This window comes from Micromonospora fulviviridis (assembly GCF_014648395.1).
Taxonomy (GTDB): Bacteria; Actinomycetota; Actinomycetes; order Mycobacteriales; family Micromonosporaceae; genus Micromonospora; species Micromonospora fulviviridis.
Genome location: NZ_BMRA01000011.1, coordinates 102,891 through 119,964 on the forward strand (window position 1 = coordinate 102,891; position 17,074 = coordinate 119,964).

General features: G+C 74.3%; 22 protein-coding genes. 13 read left to right on the top strand and 9 right to left on the bottom strand.

Annotated features, from left to right (window positions below; all coding sequences use genetic code 11):
- Window positions 1-797, bottom strand: a 797-nt coding sequence (locus tag IEY96_RS32930; RefSeq protein ID WP_229791914.1) for an arginine deiminase family protein, incomplete at its 3' end; no start/stop codon positions are given.
- A gap of 163 nt (window positions 798-960) precedes the next feature.
- Here IEY96_RS32930 and IEY96_RS25910 point away from each other — a divergent pair.
- The 5 genes from IEY96_RS25910 to pheA all read left to right on the top strand — a co-directional run bounded on the left by IEY96_RS25910 (window position 961) and on the right by pheA (window position 4,414).
- Window positions 961-1,698, top strand: a complete 738-nt coding sequence (locus IEY96_RS25910; RefSeq protein WP_189197426.1) for a hypothetical protein — start codon at window positions 961-963, stop codon at window positions 1,696-1,698.
- A gap of 226 nt (window positions 1,699-1,924) precedes the next feature.
- Window positions 1,925-2,380, top strand: coding sequence for a hypothetical protein (locus IEY96_RS25915; RefSeq protein ID WP_189197427.1), 456 nt, complete (start codon window positions 1,925-1,927; stop codon window positions 2,378-2,380).
- Between the two features lie 73 nt (window positions 2,381-2,453).
- Complete coding sequence (locus tag IEY96_RS25920) at window positions 2,454-2,843, top strand: ACT domain-containing protein (RefSeq protein WP_189197428.1); 390 nt, start codon at window positions 2,454-2,456, stop codon at window positions 2,841-2,843.
- An 82-nt stretch (window positions 2,844-2,925) separates the two neighbouring features.
- Complete coding sequence (locus IEY96_RS25925) at window positions 2,926-3,447, top strand: hypothetical protein (RefSeq protein WP_229791915.1); 522 nt, start codon at window positions 2,926-2,928, stop codon at window positions 3,445-3,447.
- Between the two features lie 10 nt (window positions 3,448-3,457).
- Window positions 3,458-4,414 (top strand): prephenate dehydratase, encoded by a 957-nt coding sequence (gene pheA, locus IEY96_RS25930; RefSeq protein WP_189197429.1) that lies wholly within the window; start codon window positions 3,458-3,460, stop codon window positions 4,412-4,414.
- 43 nt (window positions 4,415-4,457) lie between these two features.
- Here pheA and IEY96_RS25935 read toward each other — a convergent pair whose 3' ends face one another.
- The 3 genes from IEY96_RS25935 to IEY96_RS25945 form a co-directional block, all read right to left on the bottom strand.
- Window positions 4,458-5,180, bottom strand: coding sequence for an AIM24 family protein (locus tag IEY96_RS25935; RefSeq protein WP_089011966.1), 723 nt, complete (start codon window positions 5,178-5,180; stop codon window positions 4,458-4,460).
- A 94-nt stretch (window positions 5,181-5,274) separates the two neighbouring features.
- On the bottom strand, window positions 5,275-5,619 hold the full coding sequence (locus IEY96_RS25940; RefSeq protein WP_189197572.1) for a metallopeptidase family protein: 345 nt from the start codon (window positions 5,617-5,619) through the stop codon (window positions 5,275-5,277).
- Window positions 5,620-5,704: 85 nt separating this feature from the next.
- The gene (locus tag IEY96_RS25945) at window positions 5,705-6,133 is read right to left on the bottom strand and encodes an OsmC family protein (protein WP_189197430.1); all 429 of its coding nucleotides are present in this window, start codon (window positions 6,131-6,133) and stop codon (window positions 5,705-5,707) included.
- A gap of 119 nt (window positions 6,134-6,252) precedes the next feature.
- On the opposite strand from IEY96_RS25945, the gene IEY96_RS25950 reads away from it, so the two are divergent.
- The 3 genes from IEY96_RS25950 (at window position 6,253) to IEY96_RS25960 (ending at window position 8,843) form a co-directional block, all read left to right on the top strand.
- Window positions 6,253-6,996: a hypothetical protein gene (locus IEY96_RS25950; RefSeq protein ID WP_189197431.1), complete on the top strand. Its 744-nt coding sequence runs from the start codon at window positions 6,253-6,255 to the stop codon at window positions 6,994-6,996.
- Between the two features lie 213 nt (window positions 6,997-7,209).
- On the top strand, window positions 7,210-8,031 hold the full coding sequence (locus IEY96_RS25955) for an HAD family hydrolase (RefSeq protein ID WP_189197432.1): 822 nt from the start codon (window positions 7,210-7,212) through the stop codon (window positions 8,029-8,031).
- Window positions 8,031-8,843, top strand: a complete 813-nt coding sequence (locus IEY96_RS25960; protein WP_189197433.1) for an HAD family hydrolase — start codon at window positions 8,031-8,033, stop codon at window positions 8,841-8,843. The genes IEY96_RS25955 and IEY96_RS25960 overlap by 1 nt, the downstream gene beginning before the upstream one ends.
- 48 nt (window positions 8,844-8,891) lie before the next feature.
- On the opposite strand, the gene IEY96_RS25965 is transcribed toward IEY96_RS25960, so the two are convergent.
- Entirely contained in the window at window positions 8,892-9,482 is a 591-nt protein-coding gene (locus IEY96_RS25965; protein ID WP_189197434.1) for a bacterial proteasome activator family protein, read from the bottom strand.
- An 84-nt stretch (window positions 9,483-9,566) separates the two neighbouring features.
- Between IEY96_RS25965 and IEY96_RS25970 the strand changes: the two genes are divergently transcribed.
- Both IEY96_RS25970 and IEY96_RS25975 read left to right on the top strand, forming a co-directional pair.
- Entirely contained in the window at window positions 9,567-10,394 is an 828-nt protein-coding gene (locus tag IEY96_RS25970) for an alpha/beta hydrolase family protein (protein ID WP_189197435.1), read from the top strand.
- A gap of 49 nt (window positions 10,395-10,443) precedes the next feature.
- Window positions 10,444-11,661 (top strand): ABC transporter substrate-binding protein, encoded by a 1,218-nt coding sequence (locus tag IEY96_RS25975; RefSeq protein ID WP_189197436.1) that lies wholly within the window; start codon window positions 10,444-10,446, stop codon window positions 11,659-11,661.
- Window positions 11,662-11,722: 61 nt separating this feature from the next.
- On the opposite strand, the gene ddaH is transcribed toward IEY96_RS25975, so the two are convergent.
- On the bottom strand, window positions 11,723-12,556 hold the full coding sequence (ddaH, locus tag IEY96_RS25980) for a dimethylargininase (protein WP_373293647.1): 834 nt from the start codon (window positions 12,554-12,556) through the stop codon (window positions 11,723-11,725).
- A gap of 59 nt (window positions 12,557-12,615) precedes the next feature.
- On the opposite strand from ddaH, the gene IEY96_RS25985 reads away from it, so the two are divergent.
- Window positions 12,616-13,074 (top strand): Lrp/AsnC family transcriptional regulator, encoded by a 459-nt coding sequence (locus IEY96_RS25985; RefSeq protein ID WP_091265141.1) that lies wholly within the window; start codon window positions 12,616-12,618, stop codon window positions 13,072-13,074.
- A 65-nt stretch (window positions 13,075-13,139) separates the two neighbouring features.
- Entirely contained in the window at window positions 13,140-14,096 is a 957-nt protein-coding gene (locus IEY96_RS25990; RefSeq protein WP_189197437.1) for a zinc-binding dehydrogenase, read from the top strand.
- A 9-nt stretch (window positions 14,097-14,105) separates the two neighbouring features.
- Here IEY96_RS25990 and IEY96_RS25995 read toward each other — a convergent pair whose 3' ends face one another.
- The 3 genes from IEY96_RS25995 to mobA all read right to left on the bottom strand — a co-directional run bounded on the left by IEY96_RS25995 (window position 14,106) and on the right by mobA (window position 16,148).
- Window positions 14,106-15,206, bottom strand: coding sequence for a T3SS (YopN, CesT) and YbjN peptide-binding chaperone 1 (locus IEY96_RS25995; RefSeq protein WP_189197438.1), 1,101 nt, complete (start codon window positions 15,204-15,206; stop codon window positions 14,106-14,108).
- A gap of 88 nt (window positions 15,207-15,294) precedes the next feature.
- Window positions 15,295-15,552 carry a DUF6457 domain-containing protein gene (locus IEY96_RS26000; protein WP_189197439.1) on the bottom strand — a complete coding sequence of 86 codons (258 nt, stop codon included), beginning with the start codon at window positions 15,550-15,552 and terminating at the stop codon, window positions 15,295-15,297.
- Window positions 15,549-16,148: a molybdenum cofactor guanylyltransferase gene (gene mobA / locus IEY96_RS26005; protein WP_189197440.1), complete on the bottom strand. Its 600-nt coding sequence runs from the start codon at window positions 16,146-16,148 to the stop codon at window positions 15,549-15,551. The genes IEY96_RS26000 and mobA overlap by 4 nt, the downstream gene beginning before the upstream one ends.
- Before the next feature lie 66 nt (window positions 16,149-16,214).
- Here mobA and fdhD point away from each other — a divergent pair, with 66 nt between their 5' ends.
- Window positions 16,215-17,069, top strand: a complete 855-nt coding sequence (gene fdhD / locus IEY96_RS26010; RefSeq protein ID WP_189197441.1) for a formate dehydrogenase accessory sulfurtransferase FdhD — start codon at window positions 16,215-16,217, stop codon at window positions 17,067-17,069.
- The last annotated feature ends 5 nt before the right edge of the window (window positions 17,070-17,074 follow it).

Genomic DNA, 17,074 nt, shown 5'->3' on the forward strand with positions numbered 1-17,074 from the left:
AGGTGCATGGTGGCCCGCTCCTGGGCGATCGGCACCACGAGCATGGTGTGCGCGAGCCCGGCGGCGAAGACCTGCCGGGCCAGCCGCTCCGCGCCGGCCGGCGTGGTCCGCTCGCCCACGCCGACGGCGAGCACACCCGGCGCGAGCAGCAGCACGTCGCCGCCCTCCAGGTGCTCCAGCTCGGGGTGGTAGACGAACTCGGTGCCGACGAAGCGCGGGTGGTAGCGGTAGATCGCGTCGGTCAGCGTGGTCTCCCGGCGGCGGGCCGGCATGGCCAGGCTGGTCACACCGACCCGGTCCCCGATCCAGACCGACGAGTCGCGGGTGAAGAGCAGGTTGGGCAGCGGATCGATGACGAAGTCGTGCCGGTCCATCAGCGTCCAGACCAGACCGCCGGGGCGGTCCGGGCCGATCCGTACCTCCTCGTGGGCGAGCCCGGCCACGAACACGTCGGCCAGGGCGGCCGGGTCGAGGTAGGTGAGGTGGTCGGCGACCCGGCGGCGCAGGGTGTCGCCCAACCGCGGCGAGCGGAGCACCAACTCGGTCAGCTCGGCCCGCGCCTCGGGCACGGCGAGGGTCTCGGCCAGCAGGGTGGCCAGGTAGAGCACCTCCACGCCGCGGGACCGCAGGGCCGCCGCGAAGGCGTCATGCTCCTCCTGCGCCCTGCCCACCCATGGGATAGCGTCGAAGAGCAAGGAGTCGTTGTTGCGTGGGGTGAGGCGGGCGAGTTCCGGCCCCGGGCGGTGCAGCAGCACCGTGCCGAGCCGACCGACCTCGCTGTCCACGTAGTGGGTCACCTTCGCAGCGTAGGGCAGGCTTCCGCACCATCCGGGAAAAGAAGTGTGAATGAATATGGCATTCATCCGCACTCATTCCGGCGCTCCAACTTGCCGAGCACCGGGGTGCGCAACGTAGGGTAGTGGAGACATAACTTCGAGAGACCTTTTGCCGGAGGTCGCGATGACTGTCTTTCCCGCTCGCCGAGCCGTACCGAGCCGGGCACTGCCGCCCGTGTCGGTGCCGCACCCCCGGGTCGAGGCCACCTCGGTGCTCGAGCCGGCCCGACCGACTCCGCTGGAGTGGGCCCGCCGTCGCCGGGCCGAGCGGGGGGCCCGCAAGTTGGAGGCGGCCGGGGCCCGCGCCCTCGGCCAGCTCGACCACCTCGGCCCCGCCTGGCACGTCATCGAGTGGCCCCGCACCGACGTCGCGGACGTGCTGCTCGACCGCACGCAGGACGAGCGGGCCGGGTTCCTCGCCATCGGGCCGAGCGGGCTCTTCGCGGTCACCGTCGCCGACCACGGCCGGGCCCGGGTGCTCGTCGCCGGCGACGTCGTGCAGATCAACGGCAAGCGTCCGCCCTATGTGGCCGAGGCCCGCCGCGACGCCAAGCGGGCCGCCAAGGCCCTCTCCGATGCCGTCGGCCTGCCGATCCCGGTGACCCCGGTGCTGACCTTCGTCGGCTCCGGGGTCATCAGCGTCTACGGCCTGCCCAAGGACTGCCTCATGGCCACCCACCGGGAGCTGGACCGCCTGCTCGTGGCGGGCGGCAACCGGATCAGTCCAGCCACCGCCGAGAAGCTCTCCCGCATCGCCCAGGCCCCGTCGACGTGGCTCAACGGCACGTACCGTCCAGCGGCCGACTACCGGTGGTACGAGGAGGGCCGAACGGCCGCTGACAAGCGGGCCGCCCGCCGGTAACGTCTGCGGCGACGCCACGCGGTCCGCGGCTCCGCCCCGGTGGTTCCGTCGGTCCGCGCCGTCGCCGGCCGCCCGACACCGGGCACCCGTCCCACCGACCCCTGTCCCCGGTCCCGCCGAGCCCTCGGATGTGCCTGCGGCTCCGGTGACCGGACGCAGCGCGGTCGGGCGGTCGTCGGGACGACCGGCTAGCGTGGACAGACCGTCGGTGTACATAGGAGGCGCGGTGGCCCACGTCGAACTCTCGCTCTCGGAAGTGTTCGCGCCCCCAGCGGGGACACCGGCCGAGCAGGAGTCCGACAACTTCGGGCAGTGGTCCGGCACGGTTTCCCGGGCCGCCGAGCCGTGCCTGCTCATCGACGCCGAGACCACCGTGGTGGCCATCTCCTCGTCCGGCTGCGACCTGCTCTGCCTCGGCGCCCCCGAGGACGTCATCGGCCGGCCCCTGCTGGAGGGCGGCCTGCGCCTGGTCGACTTCACCGCCAGCCCGAGCGAGCTGACCGAGCAGGAGACCGACAAGATCCCGCCGCTGCTCGCGCTGCTCTCCGGCCGGCTGGCCCGGGGCCTGCTCCGGGTCCAGGGGCCCGGCGCCGACGCCGGCACGACGGTGGACGCCATCTCCACGCCGGTGCTCACCGACGGCGAGGTCGCTGGCTCACTCACCTTCTTCTCGGCCGTCTGACCTGCGACGACGTGGCGATCGCCGCACCGGGCGGTGCTGGGGCAGTGCCGCGCCGAGGCCGTAGGGTGCCCTCATGCTCGATGTCGCTGTGTTGCCGGGCGAGTACGCCGTGTGCCGCCTGCCGGCCGGCACCGTGCTGCCCCCACGGCTCTGGGGTGCGCTCGCCGGCCGTGACGTGGTGACGGTGAGCTGGACCGCCGACGGCGTCTCGGTGATCTGCCCCGCCGAGCGGGCGCCCGCCGGAGCGGACGTGGAGACCGAGTGGCGCTGCCTGCGGCTGGTCGGCCCGCTGGATGCGGCGGTCACCGGCACGCTCGCCGCGCTGGTCGACCCGCTCGCCCGGGCCCGGGTCGACGTGGTGGCCTTCTCCACGTACGACACCGACCACGTGCTGGTGCCGACCGTGCGGCTGGCCGAGGCGACCAGCGCGCTGGAGCGGGCCGGGCACCGGGTCCACAAGTGACCTTCACCCGATCGGGGGATCCTCCTACGATGGGCTCGGCCGACCGGCCATGACGACGTCCCTCGATGCCGAGGATCGCACCGTGTCCTGCACCCCGCCCCGCCCCGCCCACCGACACCTTCCGGTGGCACTGGCCGCCCTGCTCGCCCTCGCCGGCTGCGGCGCGCCGCCCGAGCTGCGCCACCCCACCGCGTCCGCGACCACCGCGCCGACCATCTCCGCCACCCCCACCCCGACCCTGACGCCGACCGCGCCGGTGACCCCGACCCGGCCGACCCGCGCGACGCCGACCCCGGACCCGACCGCCACGCCCTGCCGGTCCGGCCCCTCCGCCGACCGGGTCGTCGCCCTGCTGCGCGGTCCGGCCCGGGTGCTGCCCCGGGACGTCCGGGTCACGGTGCGGACCGGGCCGCTCTGCGCGGAGGGCTGGCAGTACACGGTGCTGGCGGTGAGCGGGCACGAGGAGCTCCAGGTGATCACCCGGGGCCGGCCCGCCGCGCTGGAGCTGGTCACGGCCGGCACGGACGTGTGCGGCGTGGAGGTACGCGCCGCCGGCCCGTCCGGCATCCGGACCCTGGCCTGCGACGGCACCCCGGGTGCGTAGTCTGGTCGACATGCCGGGAACACCGCCGACCCGCTTCGTCTACCTGGGTCCCGAGGGCACCTTCGCCGAGCAGGCGCTGCGTACCGTCCCCGCCGCCGAGCGGGGTGATCGGACGCCGGCGCGCAGCGTGGGCGAGGCGCTGGACGCCGTACGGGCCGGGGAGGCGGACGCGGCGCTGGTGCCGCTGGAGAACTCCATCGGCGGCGCGGTCGGCGTGACCCTGGACGAACTGGCCGAGGGGGAGCCGCTGGTGATCACCCGCGAGGTGATCCTGCCGGTCGAGTTCGTGCTCGCCAGCCGCACCGGGATCGCGCTGGCCGACGTGCGCAGCGTGGCGGCCCACCCGCAGGCGTCCACCCAGTGCCGCGGCTGGCTCCGCGACCACCTGCCCGACGCCACCGTGGTCGACGTGCTCTCCAACGGCGCCGCCGCGGCGGGCGCGGCGAGCGGCGAGTACGACGCCGCCATCTGCGCCCCGATCGGCGCCACCCGGCACCGGCTGACCGTGCTCGCCGACAAGATCGCCGACCACCCGGACGCGGTGACCCGGTTCGCGCTTGTCTCCCGCCCCGGCCCGCCCCCGCCGCCGACCGGCGACGACGTCACCTCGCTGGCGGTCTACATCGCGCACGACCGGGTCGGCGCGCTGCTGTCGGTGCTCACGGAGTTCGCCACCCGCGGGGTGAACCTGAGCCGGATCGAGTCCCGCCCGACCGGCGAGGCGCTCGGCCGGTACGTGTTCTTCCTCGACTGCACGGGGCACGTCGCCGACGTACGCCTCGGCGAGGCGTTGCAGGGGCTGCGCCGGGTCTGCGCGGACGTGCGCTTCCTCGGCTCGTACCCCCGGCACCGCTGGAACCCGGCGGCGAGCGACCGGCCGGTCCCCGCGCCGGCCGGCCTCACCGACGCCGACTACGCGGACGCGGCGGCCTGGCTGTCCCGGCTGCGCGCCGGCGAGCTGAACTGACGGTGCGTGGGGCGCCCGTCCGGGCGCCCCACGCACCGGACGGTCACTGGAGCAGGCCGCCGAGCAGGCCGCCCTGCTGCTGCTGAGCGCCGCTGCCCTGCACCGGAGGCTCCTCCGAGGGCTGGACCACGACGAAGCCCTGCCCGGCGAAGCTCATCGTGAACGCCTCGCCGGTGCTGCGGCCGAGCAGTGTGCCCAGGCCGAGCTGCTCGGCCCGGTGGTAGCCGGTCTGGAGGTTGGCCGACCAGCAGACCGCGGCCTGCGGGTCGACGTAGGTGGGCTGGTCGACGTTGAGCACGACCGGGGTGCCCTTGGTGGTGATCGCGATCCGGCCGTGGCCGGTGAAGACGCAGTTGAACAGGCCGGACGAGGACGCCATCCCGGCGCCGCCGACCATCTTGATGTCGTACTGGAGGGTCGAGTCGAAGGCCAGCACGCTGGAGCCGTTGATCGACAGGGCGTCGCCGGGCTCCAGGTCGATGATGTGCACGTCCTTGGCCAGCTCGGCGAGGAAGACGTCGCCGCGGCCGGAGAGCTTCATGAGCGGCACTCCCTCACCGGTGAGCCGCTGCTTGATGAACTTGCCGATGCCGCCGGAGCCGAGCGCCTGGAACTGCACCTGGCCCTGGTACGCGACCATGGACCCGACCCGGGCCATCGCCTCGCCGTTCAGCTCGATCTTCAGCATCTTGGAGTTCTGCAGCCGCATGCCCGGCTGCTGGGACTCCTTCTCAAGGTTCTCCGCGGAGAACAGCGCGCTGCGCATGGGTTTCCTCCTGCATCGGGGTGTGCCTGCACCGGAGGTTAGGGGACCCGCGCAACAGCGGGGATCGGCCGAGCGGGGCGCGACGCGGGCCCGGTCAGCCCCAGCCGAGGGCGTGCAACCGGTCGTCGTCGATGCCGAAGTGGTGGGCGATCTCGTGCACCACCGTCACCGCCACCTCGTCCACGACGTCGTCCTCGGTGTCGCAGATCGCCAGGATGGGGTTCCGGAAGATGAGGATGCGGTCGGGCAGCACGCCGGCGTAGTCCCAGCCCCGCGACGTGAGCGCGTGCCCCTCGTAGAGCCCGAGCAGGTCCTCGCCCGGCGGCGGGTCGTCCTCGACCAGGATGACCACGTTGCTCATCAGCCCGAGCAGCTCCTCGGGCACCTCGTCGAGCGCCTCGCCGACGAGTTCCTCGAACCGCTCCCGGCTCATCTGCACGGCCACGCCGCCCGGTCACCCCTTCACGATCGGCACGCAGCACGGCAAGGGCGCCCGGTGGGCACCCTCGCCGTGTCGGACGTGGTCAGGCCAGGCGGGCGTTCAGCGTGATCTGCGCGCCGGGGGAGAGCAGCCGGGAGATCGGGCAGTTCTCCTTGGCCGCCTCGGCCAGCTTGGTGAACTGGGCCTCGTCCAGGCCCGGGACCTGGCCGACGGTCTCCAGGTCGATCCGGGTCACGGTCATGCCCGCGTCGGTCTTGTCGAAGTGCACCTTGGCGGTGGTCTCCACCGACGTGTCGGTGGCGCCCGCGTCGGCGAGCTGCTTGGAGAGGGCCATCGAGAAGCAGCTGGCGTGCGCGGCGCCGATCAGCTCCTCGGGGTTGGTGCCCTCGCCCTCCTCGAAGCGGGACTTGAAGGAGTAGTTACCGGTGAGGCCGCCCTTGCCGGTGCGGACGGTGCCGGACCCCTCGGTGAGGTTGCCCTGCCAACGAGCGGAAGCGGTACGGATAGGCATGGCACCGACGCTAACCGAAAGCGGCCCGCCCCGCACCGGGCTGTGCGCTTGCGGTCCCCGTCGGCGGGTGCCGGCTGTGCCATGATTCGACGCAGGCCCGCGTACGGGAAGGGTGGCCGATGTCCCAGGATCTTCCCATCCCCAGGCAGGACAACCGGTCCGACGGCACCACCGTCGTGGAGTGGGGCGACGCCGAACCGGCCCCGTCCGGCCGGGTCGGGCGCTCGCTCGCCGGCCTGGGCCGGGACCATCGCCTCCCGCCGGTGCTCGCCGGTCTCGGCGCGGTGGCCGCGGTCGCCTCGCTGATCGGCGAGTGGCTGGTGATGACCGTGCCCGACGAGGGCCCGGACGGGAGCACCACGGTCCGGCTGCCGAGCGGTGCGGCGCAGGTGGGCGGCTTCGGTGTCGCGTACCTGGTGGGACTGCTCGGCCTGGCGGTCGCCGTGGCGCTGGCGCTGCGCGGCGCGCCGGCGGTCCGGCAGCACGCCCGGCTCGCCGGTCTCGGCCTCGCGGCGGCCCTGCTCGCCATGCTGGTCGCGACCGCCTCCTCGCTTCAGGAGCTGGCCCGGCGCGCCTTCTTCTTCCCCACCGAGCAGCGGTTGCAGGTGGAGCACGGGCGCGGCCTGGTCACCGCCTTCCTCGCCGTCGTGCTGCTGGCCGCCGCGCTGCACCTGTCCGGCCGGGCCGGCGCCGAGCCCGCCGACCGGGCGGACGAGCCCGGGGCGGAGCCGGCCACCGGGCCCGCGGACGGCCGGTCCGGCCGGGGCCGGCGCCGGGCGGCCGAGGACGAGCTGCCACCCGCCCCGGCCGACCTGAGCGTCCAGCCCACGACGCCCTTCGCCCACCCCGAACCGCCCCGCTGACCGGGCGCGGCAGGGTCCTTCCGGCCGCCTCCGGACCGCCCGCGCGCCTGCCGGGGTCGGGACACCGGACGGCCGCCGCGGGTTGGTGTCCGATTCGCCGAAAAGCCATGGTTGCGACCCGTTCCGCGAGATACGGTTGCTGCCCGCCGTCCGGTGGCCGCGGCACCGAGGACCTGGACGGCCGACGCGACGGCGGCGGGCGAAGGAGGAACCATGACCCGCCCGGGACTGCCCAAGCTGATCGCCACCGACCTCGACGGCACGCTCGTCCGCAGCGACGAGACCGTCTCCGCGTACACCCACGAGGTGCTCGACCGGGTGCGGGCCGCGGGGATCCCGGTGGTCGGGGCCACCGGCCGGGGGCCGCGCCTCACCGAGCTGACCCGCAACGACATCCGCGCCGCCGACTTCCTGGTGATGGCCGGCGGGGGCCGGGTGGTCGACCAGAGCGACCCGGCCGGGCCCCTGGTGCTGCGTGACGAGCGCCTCTCCGGCGCGGTGCTGGCGCGGATCCTGGCCGACCTGGAGGCCGCCGTCGGCCCGCTCACCGTGATGGTGGAGGCGTCCGACGAGCACGACGCGCCGCTCTGGGGCGACTACCACCCGAGCTGGCCCTACCAGGACCGGTTCGAGGCGCGCAGCCGCGCCGAGTGCCTCTCCTGCGACGTGCTCAAGGCGTTCGCGCGGACCGCCGACCACCACGTGGACGAACTGCTGGCGGTGGCCCGCCGGATCGTCCCGGCCGAGCTGGCCACGCTCACCCAGGCCGGGCTCGGCTTCGTCGAGATCTGCCCGCCCGGGGTGGACAAGTCCACCGGGCTCACCGTCGTCGCCGAGCGGCTCGGCGTCGACCCGGCCGAGGTGCTGGTCTTCGGCGACCAGCCGAACGACCTGCCGATGTTCGACTGGGCCGGCTGGGGCCGGGTGGCGGTGGCCAACGCGCACCCGGACGTGCGCGCGGCGGCCGACGAGATCACCCTGCGCAACGACGACGACGGCGTCGCCGTCTACCTGGACCGACTACTCTCCCGGTGATGGGAGAGGCACCTCGGCTGGTCGCGACCGACATCGACGGCACGTTGCTCCGGGACGACCGGACGCTCAGCCCGCGTACCGCGGGGGTGCTGGCCCGGATCTCCGCGGCGGGCACGCCGGTCGTGCTGGTCACCGGCCGTCCCATCCGCTGGCTCCAGCTCGTGTACGACCAGCTCGCCGAGCCGCTGCCGGCGATCTGCGCCAACGGCGCCGTGGTGTACGACCCGGTCGCCGACGAGGTGCTCCGCGCCGACCCGCTCGCCCCGGAGCTGCTGGCCGAGGTGGCCCGGCGGCTGCGGGCCGCGGTGCCCGAGGTGAGCTTCGCGGTGGAGATCGTGGACAGCCGGCAGATGCGGCACGAGGCGCACTACCCGCTGCGCTGGGACGCGGACGCCGACGCGATCCGGGCCATCGAGTCGCCGGAGGAGCTGCTCGCCGTGCCGGCGGTGAAGCTGCTGGCCCGGGCCGGCGAGCAGGACCCGGACGTGTTCGTCCGGGTGGTGGCCGGCGCCCTGCAGGGGCTGGCCGAGGCGACCCACTCGTCGTACAGCGGGCTCGTGGAGATCTCCGCCGCCGGGGTGACCAAGGCGGCCGGCCTGGCCTGGTACGCGGCGCGGCTCGGCATCGACGAGCGGGACGTGCTGGCCTTCGGTGACATGCCGAACGACGTGCCGATGCTGACCTGGGCCGGCCGGGCGGTGGCGGTCGCCAACGCGCACCCGGCCGTCCTGGCGATCGCCGACGAGGTGGCCGGGGCGAACACCGAGGACGGCGTGGCCGCGTATCTGGAGCAGGTCTTCGGGGTGGCCTGACCGGCCGGGCGTACCCGGCCGGTCAGGGTTCGTCGGTGTCCCGGCGGGTCAGAGGTACTGGCCGGGCGCGTGGCCCTCGTTGGTCTGCGGCATGCCCGGCATGCCCGGCAGCACCCCGCCCGGGCCGCTGGGCAGCGCCTGCCGGCCGGAGCGCATCTGCTCCAGCTGGACGCGGGCGGCCATCTGCTGGGCGACCAGTGCGGCCTGGATGCCGTGGAACAGCCCCTCCAGCCAGCCGACCAGCTGGGCGTGGGCGATCCGCAGCTCGCTCTCGCTGGGCGCCTGGTCCTCGGTGAAGGGCAGCGAGATCCGCTCCAGCTCCTCGCGCAGCTCGGGGGCGAGGCCCTCCTTCAGCTCGACGATCGAGCGCTCGTGGATCTCGCGCATCCGGTGCCGGCTGGCGTCGTCCAGCGGCGCCGCCTTGACCTCCTCCAGCAGCTGCTTGATCATGCTGCCGATCCGCATCACCTTGGCGGGCTGCTCGACCAGGCGGGTCGGATCCTCCCCCTGGCCCTCGTCGGTCTGGACGGTGCCGACCGGCCGGCCGTCCGGCCCGACCACCACCACGGTGCCGGGGATGCCATCGTTGCCCTGTTCGTCGTCCTGTCCGGCGGAGCGCGCTTCGGTCATGGGACCCATCTTTACCCACCCCCACCACGCGCACGCGCCCGGACCGGCTGCCGGCGCGGAACCACCCGGCCGGGGCGCGCTACCGTCGCCCTCATGCCCGCAGACCCGCGCGCCGTGCTGACCCGGCCGGCCCCGCCGCCGGACGCCACCGTCGCCTACGGCGACCACCCGGACCAGTGTGCCGATCTGCGCCGGCCGGCCGGCGACGGACCGCCCCGGCGGCTGGTGGTCGTGGTGCACGGCGGGTTCTGGCGGGCCGAGTACGACCGGACCCACACCGGCCCGATGGCGGCGGCGCTGGCCGCGCTCGGCCACCCGGTCGCCCAGGTCGAGTACCGGCGCACCGGCCAGCCGGGCGGGGGCTGGCCGCACACCCTCACCGACGTGCTGGCCGGGGTGGCGGCGCTGCCCGGGCTGGCCGCGGCCGCGCTGCCCGGCCTGGTGGCGGCCGCCCCGCCGATCCTCGTCGGTCACTCGGCGGGCGGGCACCTGGCGCTGTACGCGGCCGCGCACGCTCCGGCCACGGTGGGCGGCGTGCTGGCGCTGGCGCCGGTCGCGGACCTCGCCGAGGCGTACCGGCTGGACCTGGACTCCGGCGCGGTGGCCGCGCTGCTCGGCGGCGGTCCGGCCGAGTTCCCGGACCGGTACGCGGCGACCGATCCATCGTCATTGGTGCCCATCCGAGTACGCACGGTAGTCATGCACGGGACCGTCGATCAGCAGGTCCCGGTCGCCATCAGCCGCTCCTGGGTGGCGGCGGCCCGGGCCGCCGGCAGCCCCGCCACGCTGGTTGAGCTGCCAGAATGCGAACATTTCGGGCTGATCGCGCCGGACTCGGCCGCCTGGCCGCAGGTGGTCACCGCGTTGCGGTCCCTGCACGATGATCTTTCGGGCATTGACGCAGCGTCGCCAAGCAGGTAGAACGCCGGAGGGGCGTTGCACCTCGGCCGCTCCATCGGGAAGGAAATCGGTGTCGCAGATGAACCGCAGGCGGGCGCTACAACTGCTGGCCGCGCTGGGTACCACCGGGCTGGCGGCGGGCTGCGGGACCGACACCGCGGACGAGGCCAAGCCGGGCAGCCCGATCAAGATCGGTCTGATCGTTCCGGGCAGCGGCCCGAACAAGGTGATCGGTGACGAGATCACCAACGGGTTCCAGCTCTTCCTGTCCCTCAACGACGGGCAGCTCGGCGGTCACCCGGTGACGCTGGTGCCGGCCGAGGAGGGCGACACCGCCAAGACCGGCCAGGCCGCCGTCGACCGGCTGCTCAAGGAGGGCGTGCTGGCGCTCACCGGCGTGGTCAGCTCCGTCGTGATGTCCGGCATCCGCGACGCCGTGGAGCAGGCGCGGGTGCCGCTGATCGGCTCCAACGCCTCCCCCATCAGCCTGCAGAGCGTCGTCTACATCTGGCGCACCTCCTACGTGCTGAACGAGCCGGGCGAGGCGCTCGGGCAGTACCTGCGGCAGACCCTGGACGCGTCCAGCCGGATCGCCATCTTCGGCACCCAGGGCCAGAGCAGCCGGGACGTCATCGACGGCCTCAGCAACGGCTACGAGCAGGGCGGCCGGCGGCTGACCGAGGACCCGATCTTCACCCCCGACTACCCCAACCCGGGCAAGGGGGTCTACTCCGGCCCGATCGCCAAGGCCCTGGGCCGGCGGCCGGACGCGATCTTCTGCCACTACACCGGGGCGCAGGCGGTGCAGTTCATCAAGCAGCTCTACGCCCAGGGATACCGGGGCCCGATCTACGCGCCGGGCTTCCTCACCGAGGGCACCGTGCTCAGCCAGCTCGACGACGGGGAGAAGGGCGAGGAGCGCGCGCTGATCCAGCAGTGCGGCATCCACACCGCGCTGAACTACTCGGCCGACCTGAACAACACCGCCAACCGGGTGTTCGCCTCGGCGTACCGGAAGGCGCACAACGCCTCCCCGACCACCTTCGCGATGGCCTCGTACGACGCCGCGCAGGTGCTCGACAAGGCGATCCGGCTGGTCGGCGAGAACCCGAACCCGCAGCAGGTCAACCTGGCGCTCGGCAAGATCGGCCAGGTCGACAGCCCGCGCGGCGCCTGGCAGTTCAACCAGCCGCGTACCCCGCAGCAGAAGTGGTACCTGCGCAAGGTCCAGCTCGACGGCCGGTTGCTCTCCAACGTCGTGATCAGCGAGCTGGCCACGCTCGGCTGATCCTCCCCCGCGTACGCAAAACGGGCGGCCTCCCCTCGGGGAGACCGCCCGTTCCCGTGCGTCAGTGGCGCAGTTCGGCGATGCAGCACTTCACGCTGCCGCCGCCCTTCTTCAGCTCGGCCAGCTCGACCGGGACCGGGTGGTAGCCGGCCGCCTTGAGCTTGCCGGCCAGCCGGGTCGCCTCGCTGTTCAGCACCACGTTGAGCCCGTCGCTGACCAGGTTGAGACCGAAGGCCAGGGCGTCCTCGTCGTCCGCGACCACCGCGTCCGGGAAGAGCTGGGTGAGCACCCGCTGGCTGGCCGCCGAGAAGGCGCCCGGGTAGTAGACGATGTTCTCGTCGTCGATCGAGGCGAGCGCCACGTCCAGGTGGTAGAAGCGCGGGTCGACCAGGCGCAGCGAGACCACCGGCCGGCCGAGCGCCTCCTGCGCCTCGGCGTGCGCGGCCGGCTCGGTGCGGAAGCCGTGGCCGGCGAGGATCAGCCCGCCGTGCGCCTCCGGCAGGTAGGCGAAGTCGCCCTCACCCTCGTTGGTCTCGCTCGGCGCGATGAACCGCCAGCCGTTCGACTCGTAGAACGCCCGGTGCGCGGCGGCCTCGGCGTGCCGCTGCTCGTGCTTGAACTGGGCGCCGTAGACCGTCCCGTCCACCACGAACGCGCCGTTGGCGGCGAACACCATGTCCGGCAGCCCGCGCTCGGGGGTGAGCAGGTGCACCTCATGGCCGAGGCCGACCAGGGTCTCGCGCAGGCGGTCCCACTGCTTGACCGCCAGCTCGGCGTCGACCGGGGCGGTCACGTCCATCCACGGGTTGATCGCGTACTCGACCGCGAAGTGCTCGGGCGAGCACATGAGATATGTCCGCTTTCGCGGGACTCGCTGCTGGTTCACGGTCACCAAGAGTAGGTACGGTACAACTTTGGTAACAGCCACAACCATTGCTTCCCAGAGGCGGAACGTTGCAGATCGACGCGGTTGACCAGCGAATCATTGCGTTGCTCGTGGCTGATGCCCGCGCCTCGTACGCGGACATCGGCACCCGGGTGTCACTCTCCGCCCCCGCGGTCAAGCGCCGGGTCGACCGGCTCCGATCCGCGGGGGTCATCCGGGGCTTCACGGCGGTCGTCGACCCGGCCGCCGTCGGGTGGACCACCGAGGCGTTCGTCGAGCTGTTCTGCGCCGGCCGGACCACCCCGGCCCAGATCGGCGCCGCCGCCCGGCGGCATCCCGAGGTGGTCGGGGCGTACACGGTCTCCGGCGAGGCGGACGCGCTGGTGCACCTGCGGGCCGCCGACATCGCGCACCTCGAGGAGGCACTGGAGCGGCTGCGGGCCGAGTCCTTCGTCACCTCGTCGCGCAGCACCATCGTCCTCTCCCGGCTGGTCGAGTCCCCCGGCGTCGGCCCCTCCTCGGCTTGACCTCAACCGCACTTCAGGTCGTCCACTGGACGGCAGGCGTTCGAGAGGGACAGCGGGGAGGCGACGTGCGCGCGGTGTGGCTACGGGAGTTCGGCGGGCCGGAGGTGCTGGTACCGGGACCGGCGCCCGATCCGGTGCCCGGTCCGGGGCAGGTGCTCGTCGAGGTGGCGCACGCCAACATCACCTTCATCGAGACGATGTTCCGGGCGACCGGATTCGGCCCGTTCGCCGCGTCCCTGCCGGTGATCCCCGGCAACGGCGTGGGCGGGACGATCACCCGAGTCGGCCCCGGGGTGGACCCGGCGCTGGTCGGCCGGCGGGTCGTCAGCGCCACCGGCGGCTCCGGCGGATACGCCGAGCGCGTGGTGGTGGACCAGGGCGCGCCGATCCCCGTACCGGACGGGCTGCCGCTGGACGCGGCCGTGGCGCTGCTCGCGGACGGCCGGACCGCGCTGATGCTGGCCCGGGCGGCCGCGCTGCGGCCCGGCGACCGGGTGCTGGTCGAGGCGGCGGCCGGCGGGGTGGGCGGCCTGCTCACCCAGCTCGCCACCGCGGCCGGCGCGCGGGTGGTCGCCGCGGCGGGCGGTCCCCGCAAGGTCGCGCTGCTCCGCGAGCGCGGACTCGACCCGGTGGTCGACTACCGCGAGCCGGACTGGACCGACCGGGTCCGGGCCGCCGTCGGCGGGGTGGACGTGGTCTTCGACGGGGTGGGCGGACCGCTCGCCCGGGCGGCCTTCGACCTGCTCGACCGGGGCGGGCGGATGCTCAGCTTCGGGCTGGCCAGCGGCGCCTGGGCGGACCTGCCCGAGGAGGAGGCCGCCGCCCGGGGGGTGACGCTGGTCCGCCCCGGTGGCACGCCCGACGAGCTGCGGGCCCTCACCGAACAGGCTCTCGCCGAGGGGGCCGCCGGCCGGCTCCGGCCGCTGATCGGGCAGCGCTTCCCGCTGGACCGGGCCGCCGACGCGCACGCCGCCATCGAGTCGCGGGCCACGGTCGGCAAGACCCTGCTCGACGTGCGCTGACGGGCGGCGTCAGAGGTACATGCCGGTGCGGTGCTCCTGCGGCCGGGCCGGCTTGTCCCCCTCGCCGAAGAAGCGCTTGCCCCCGAACTCCCCGTGCAGCCGGTCGTCCAGCTCGTCGGCCAGCCCGGTCATGACCTGCACGGCGAGCATCAGGTGGGTGGCCTGGAAGTTGCGGCCGAACACCGGGATCGAGGCCCAGACCGTGTCGTCGGCGCAGTAGAGCCGGCCGATCGGCATCCGGTTGGTCAGCTCGGAGAGCTTCACGTAGAGACGCTCGGTCGGCTCCACCTCGGTGAGCACCGGGGAGAAGACGTCGACCAGCGGCGGGTTGTCGCGGACCCGCACGAAGACCATCGCCGAGCCGGCGCGGATGTTGATGTCGCCGTCCGAGTCCACCTGCACCTGGTCGGCCTTGGACTTCAGCATGGTGGAGACGACCGTGCGGACCCGCTCCTCCAGCGCCAGCACGTCGTTCTCGCCGGCCTGGGCGGCAGCGGCGGCCGCCAGCGCCTCGTCGAGGTCGGCCTCCACGTCGCGGTCCGGGCCGAACTCGCTGCGCGCGGTGCCGAGCGGCTCCAACGGCAGCGGCTCCCCCTCGGCGTCGTGCACCAGGTAGACCAGGAAGGCGGGGTGCGGGGCACCGTAGACGTCGCGCAGGGTCCGGGACAGAACGGCCGACAACCGGGTGGCCTCGTCGGCGACGCAGTCCAGGCCGAACTGCTCGCCGGAGCCCGGCACCACGCCGGGCGGGGACCAGCCGAGCGCGATCATGTCGGCCACCGCGGCCCGGTCCAGCCGGTAGCCCTGCGGCAGGGTGGCGTTGCCGACCGCCCGGGCCGAGAGGTGGCCCTCCTCGCCGGCGTCCACGCTCACCGAGTAGACGGCGTCCCCGGTGCCGGAGGCGGTCGGGTCGAGGGTGACCTCCAGGTGCGCGCCGGCGGGCAGGCCGCGCAGCCGCTCGGCCAGCGCGCGGGCGAACTCCCGCCAGGCCTCGGTCACCTTGGCCCGCAGGTCGGCCGTGGTCGGCTCGTCCAGCAGGATCGACTCGTGCTGCTCCGGCGTCGCGCCGGCGGGCTCACCAGCCGGCGCCGAGGGGTGGTCTGCCGTCATGATCGCCTCCGTCCGTCCTCGCCACCCTACCCACGGACCGTGGGGGTCGAATCACCCCGACCGGGATCGGACAGCGGCCCGCGGAGTGCTAGCCGGCGGGAGCCGTCCCGTCCAGCTCCACCGGCCACGTGCCGGCCAGCGCGCTGAGCCGGGCGGCCGCCGCGGCCGGTTCCGCGCCACGACCCACGGCCACCCCCAGGAGGTACGCGCTCACCGGCGCCCCCGGCCGCAGCACCTGGTGCGCCACGTCCTTGGCCAGGTCGAGCACGGTCGGCACCGGCACCTCGGCCGGGTCCAGCCCCAGCTCGGCGCAGGCCGCCGTGACCCAGTCGTCCATCACCGTCATCTCGTCCACTCCTCGACCCGGCGTACGTCCTCGTCAGTGTCGCAGTCGAACCAGGGTGGCGGCCCGGAGCCCGACCAGGACACCTCCCGCACGGTCGTGCCGGCCAGCAGCCCCCGCACCGGCGCACCGTCGACCGTGCCGCCGCGCTCGGCGGCCAGCCGGTCGAGGGCGGAGCGCAGCGCGCCCACCCGCCACACCGCGCAGAGTTGCTGCCGGCGGCCGTCGGCGTCGACGTAGCAGGCCATTCCGGCGGTCGAGCCGTCGAGGGCGCCCCGCAGCTCGGCCACCGCCGCCGAGGTGAGCAGCGGCAGGTCGGCCGCGAGCAGGGCGACGGTGGCCGTGCCGGGGTCGAGCAGGGCCAGCCCGGCCGCGGTCGCGGCCACCGGGCCGCCGCCGGGCGGCTCCTCGCGGGTCACCCGGACCCCCTCGGGCACCGGCCCGGCCGGGCCGACCACGATCCGCGTGCCCGCGTCGGCCACCGCTGCAAGCACCCGGTGCAGCATGGGCCGGCCGCCGACCGGGCGGGCCGGTTTGTCCACCCCGCCCATCCGGCGGGCCGCGCCGCCCGAGAGCACCACCGCCGCGTACGCCGTCACCCGGCAACCGTAGCCGCGGGTGGCGTCGCGGTGCGGGTGCCCGGGGGCGCGGGGCAGGATGGCGGCATGGGACGGGCGACTGATCGGCGCGGCGTGCTCCGGATCGACCTCGACGCGGCGGCCGACGGGCGGGCGCGGCTGCGCCGGCAGGACACCCTGGTCGTGGAGGAGCCGCTGGAGATCCGGGTCGGCCCGGCCGGGCCCGGCCGGCGCAGGCCGCTCGCCGTGACCATGCGCACCCCCGGCGACGACCTGGACCTGGCGATCGGCTTCCTGCTCACCGAGGGGCTGATCCGCTCGGCCGACGACGTGCGCACCGCGCAGCTCTGCGCCGGGGCGGAGACCCCGAACACCTACAACGTGGTCGACGTGGTCCTGGCGCCCGGCGTGCCGGAGCCGGCCACCGACCCGGCCCGCAACTTCTACACCACCAGCTCGTGCGGGGTCTGCGGCAAGGCGAGCATCGACTCCGTCCGGACCCGCTCGCGGTTCGCGGTGGCCGAGGACCCGCTCGCGGTGACCGCCGAACTGCTCGCCGCGCTGCCCGACCGGCTGCGCGCGGCCCAGCGCACCTTCGACCGCACCGGCGGCCTGCACGCGGCCGGCCTCTTCACCGCCGACGGCGAACTGGTGGTGTTGCGCGAGGACGTCGGACGGCACAACGCGGTGGACAAGGTGGTCGGCTGGGCGGTGCGGGAAGGCCGGCTCCCGCTGGCCGGGCACCTGCTGCTGGTGTCGGGCCGGGCCAGCTTCGAGCTGACCCAGAAGGCGTGGATGGCCGGGGTGCCGCTGCTGGCCGCGGTCTCCGCGCCCAGCACGCTCGCGGCCGACCTGGCCGAGGAGGCCGGGATGACGCTGGTCGGCTTCCTGCGCGGCGGGACCATGAACGTCTACACCGGGGCGCAGCGCGTCACCGGGTGACCCGG

Excerpts from the sequence above, each read along its gene's own strand:
- IEY96_RS25910 (WP_189197426.1), top strand. The coding sequence starts at position 961 with ATGACTGTCTTTCCCGCTCGCCGAGCCGTACCGAGCCGGGCACTGCCG.
- IEY96_RS25920 (WP_189197428.1), top strand. The coding sequence starts at position 2,454 with ATGCTCGATGTCGCTGTGTTGCCGGGCGAGTACGCCGTGTGCCGCCTG.
- pheA (WP_189197429.1), top strand. The coding sequence starts at position 3,458 with ATGCCGGGAACACCGCCGACCCGCTTCGTCTACCTGGGTCCCGAGGGC.
- IEY96_RS25935 (WP_089011966.1), bottom strand. The coding sequence starts at position 5,180 with ATGCGCAGCGCGCTGTTCTCCGCGGAGAACCTTGAGAAGGAGTCCCAG.
- IEY96_RS25945 (WP_189197430.1), bottom strand. The coding sequence starts at position 6,133 with ATGCCTATCCGTACCGCTTCCGCTCGTTGGCAGGGCAACCTCACCGAG.
- IEY96_RS25950 (WP_189197431.1), top strand. The coding sequence starts at position 6,253 with ATGTCCCAGGATCTTCCCATCCCCAGGCAGGACAACCGGTCCGACGGC.
- IEY96_RS25955 (WP_189197432.1), top strand. The coding sequence starts at position 7,210 with ATGACCCGCCCGGGACTGCCCAAGCTGATCGCCACCGACCTCGACGGC.
- IEY96_RS25960 (WP_189197433.1), top strand. The coding sequence starts at position 8,031 with ATGGGAGAGGCACCTCGGCTGGTCGCGACCGACATCGACGGCACGTTG.
- IEY96_RS25965 (WP_189197434.1), bottom strand. The coding sequence starts at position 9,482 with ATGGGTCCCATGACCGAAGCGCGCTCCGCCGGACAGGACGACGAACAG.
- IEY96_RS25970 (WP_189197435.1), top strand. The coding sequence starts at position 9,567 with ATGCCCGCAGACCCGCGCGCCGTGCTGACCCGGCCGGCCCCGCCGCCG.
- IEY96_RS25995 (WP_189197438.1), bottom strand. The coding sequence starts at position 15,206 with ATGACGGCAGACCACCCCTCGGCGCCGGCTGGTGAGCCCGCCGGCGCG.
- IEY96_RS26000 (WP_189197439.1), bottom strand. The coding sequence starts at position 15,552 with ATGACGGTGATGGACGACTGGGTCACGGCGGCCTGCGCCGAGCTGGGG.
- fdhD (WP_189197441.1), top strand. The coding sequence starts at position 16,215 with ATGGGACGGGCGACTGATCGGCGCGGCGTGCTCCGGATCGACCTCGAC.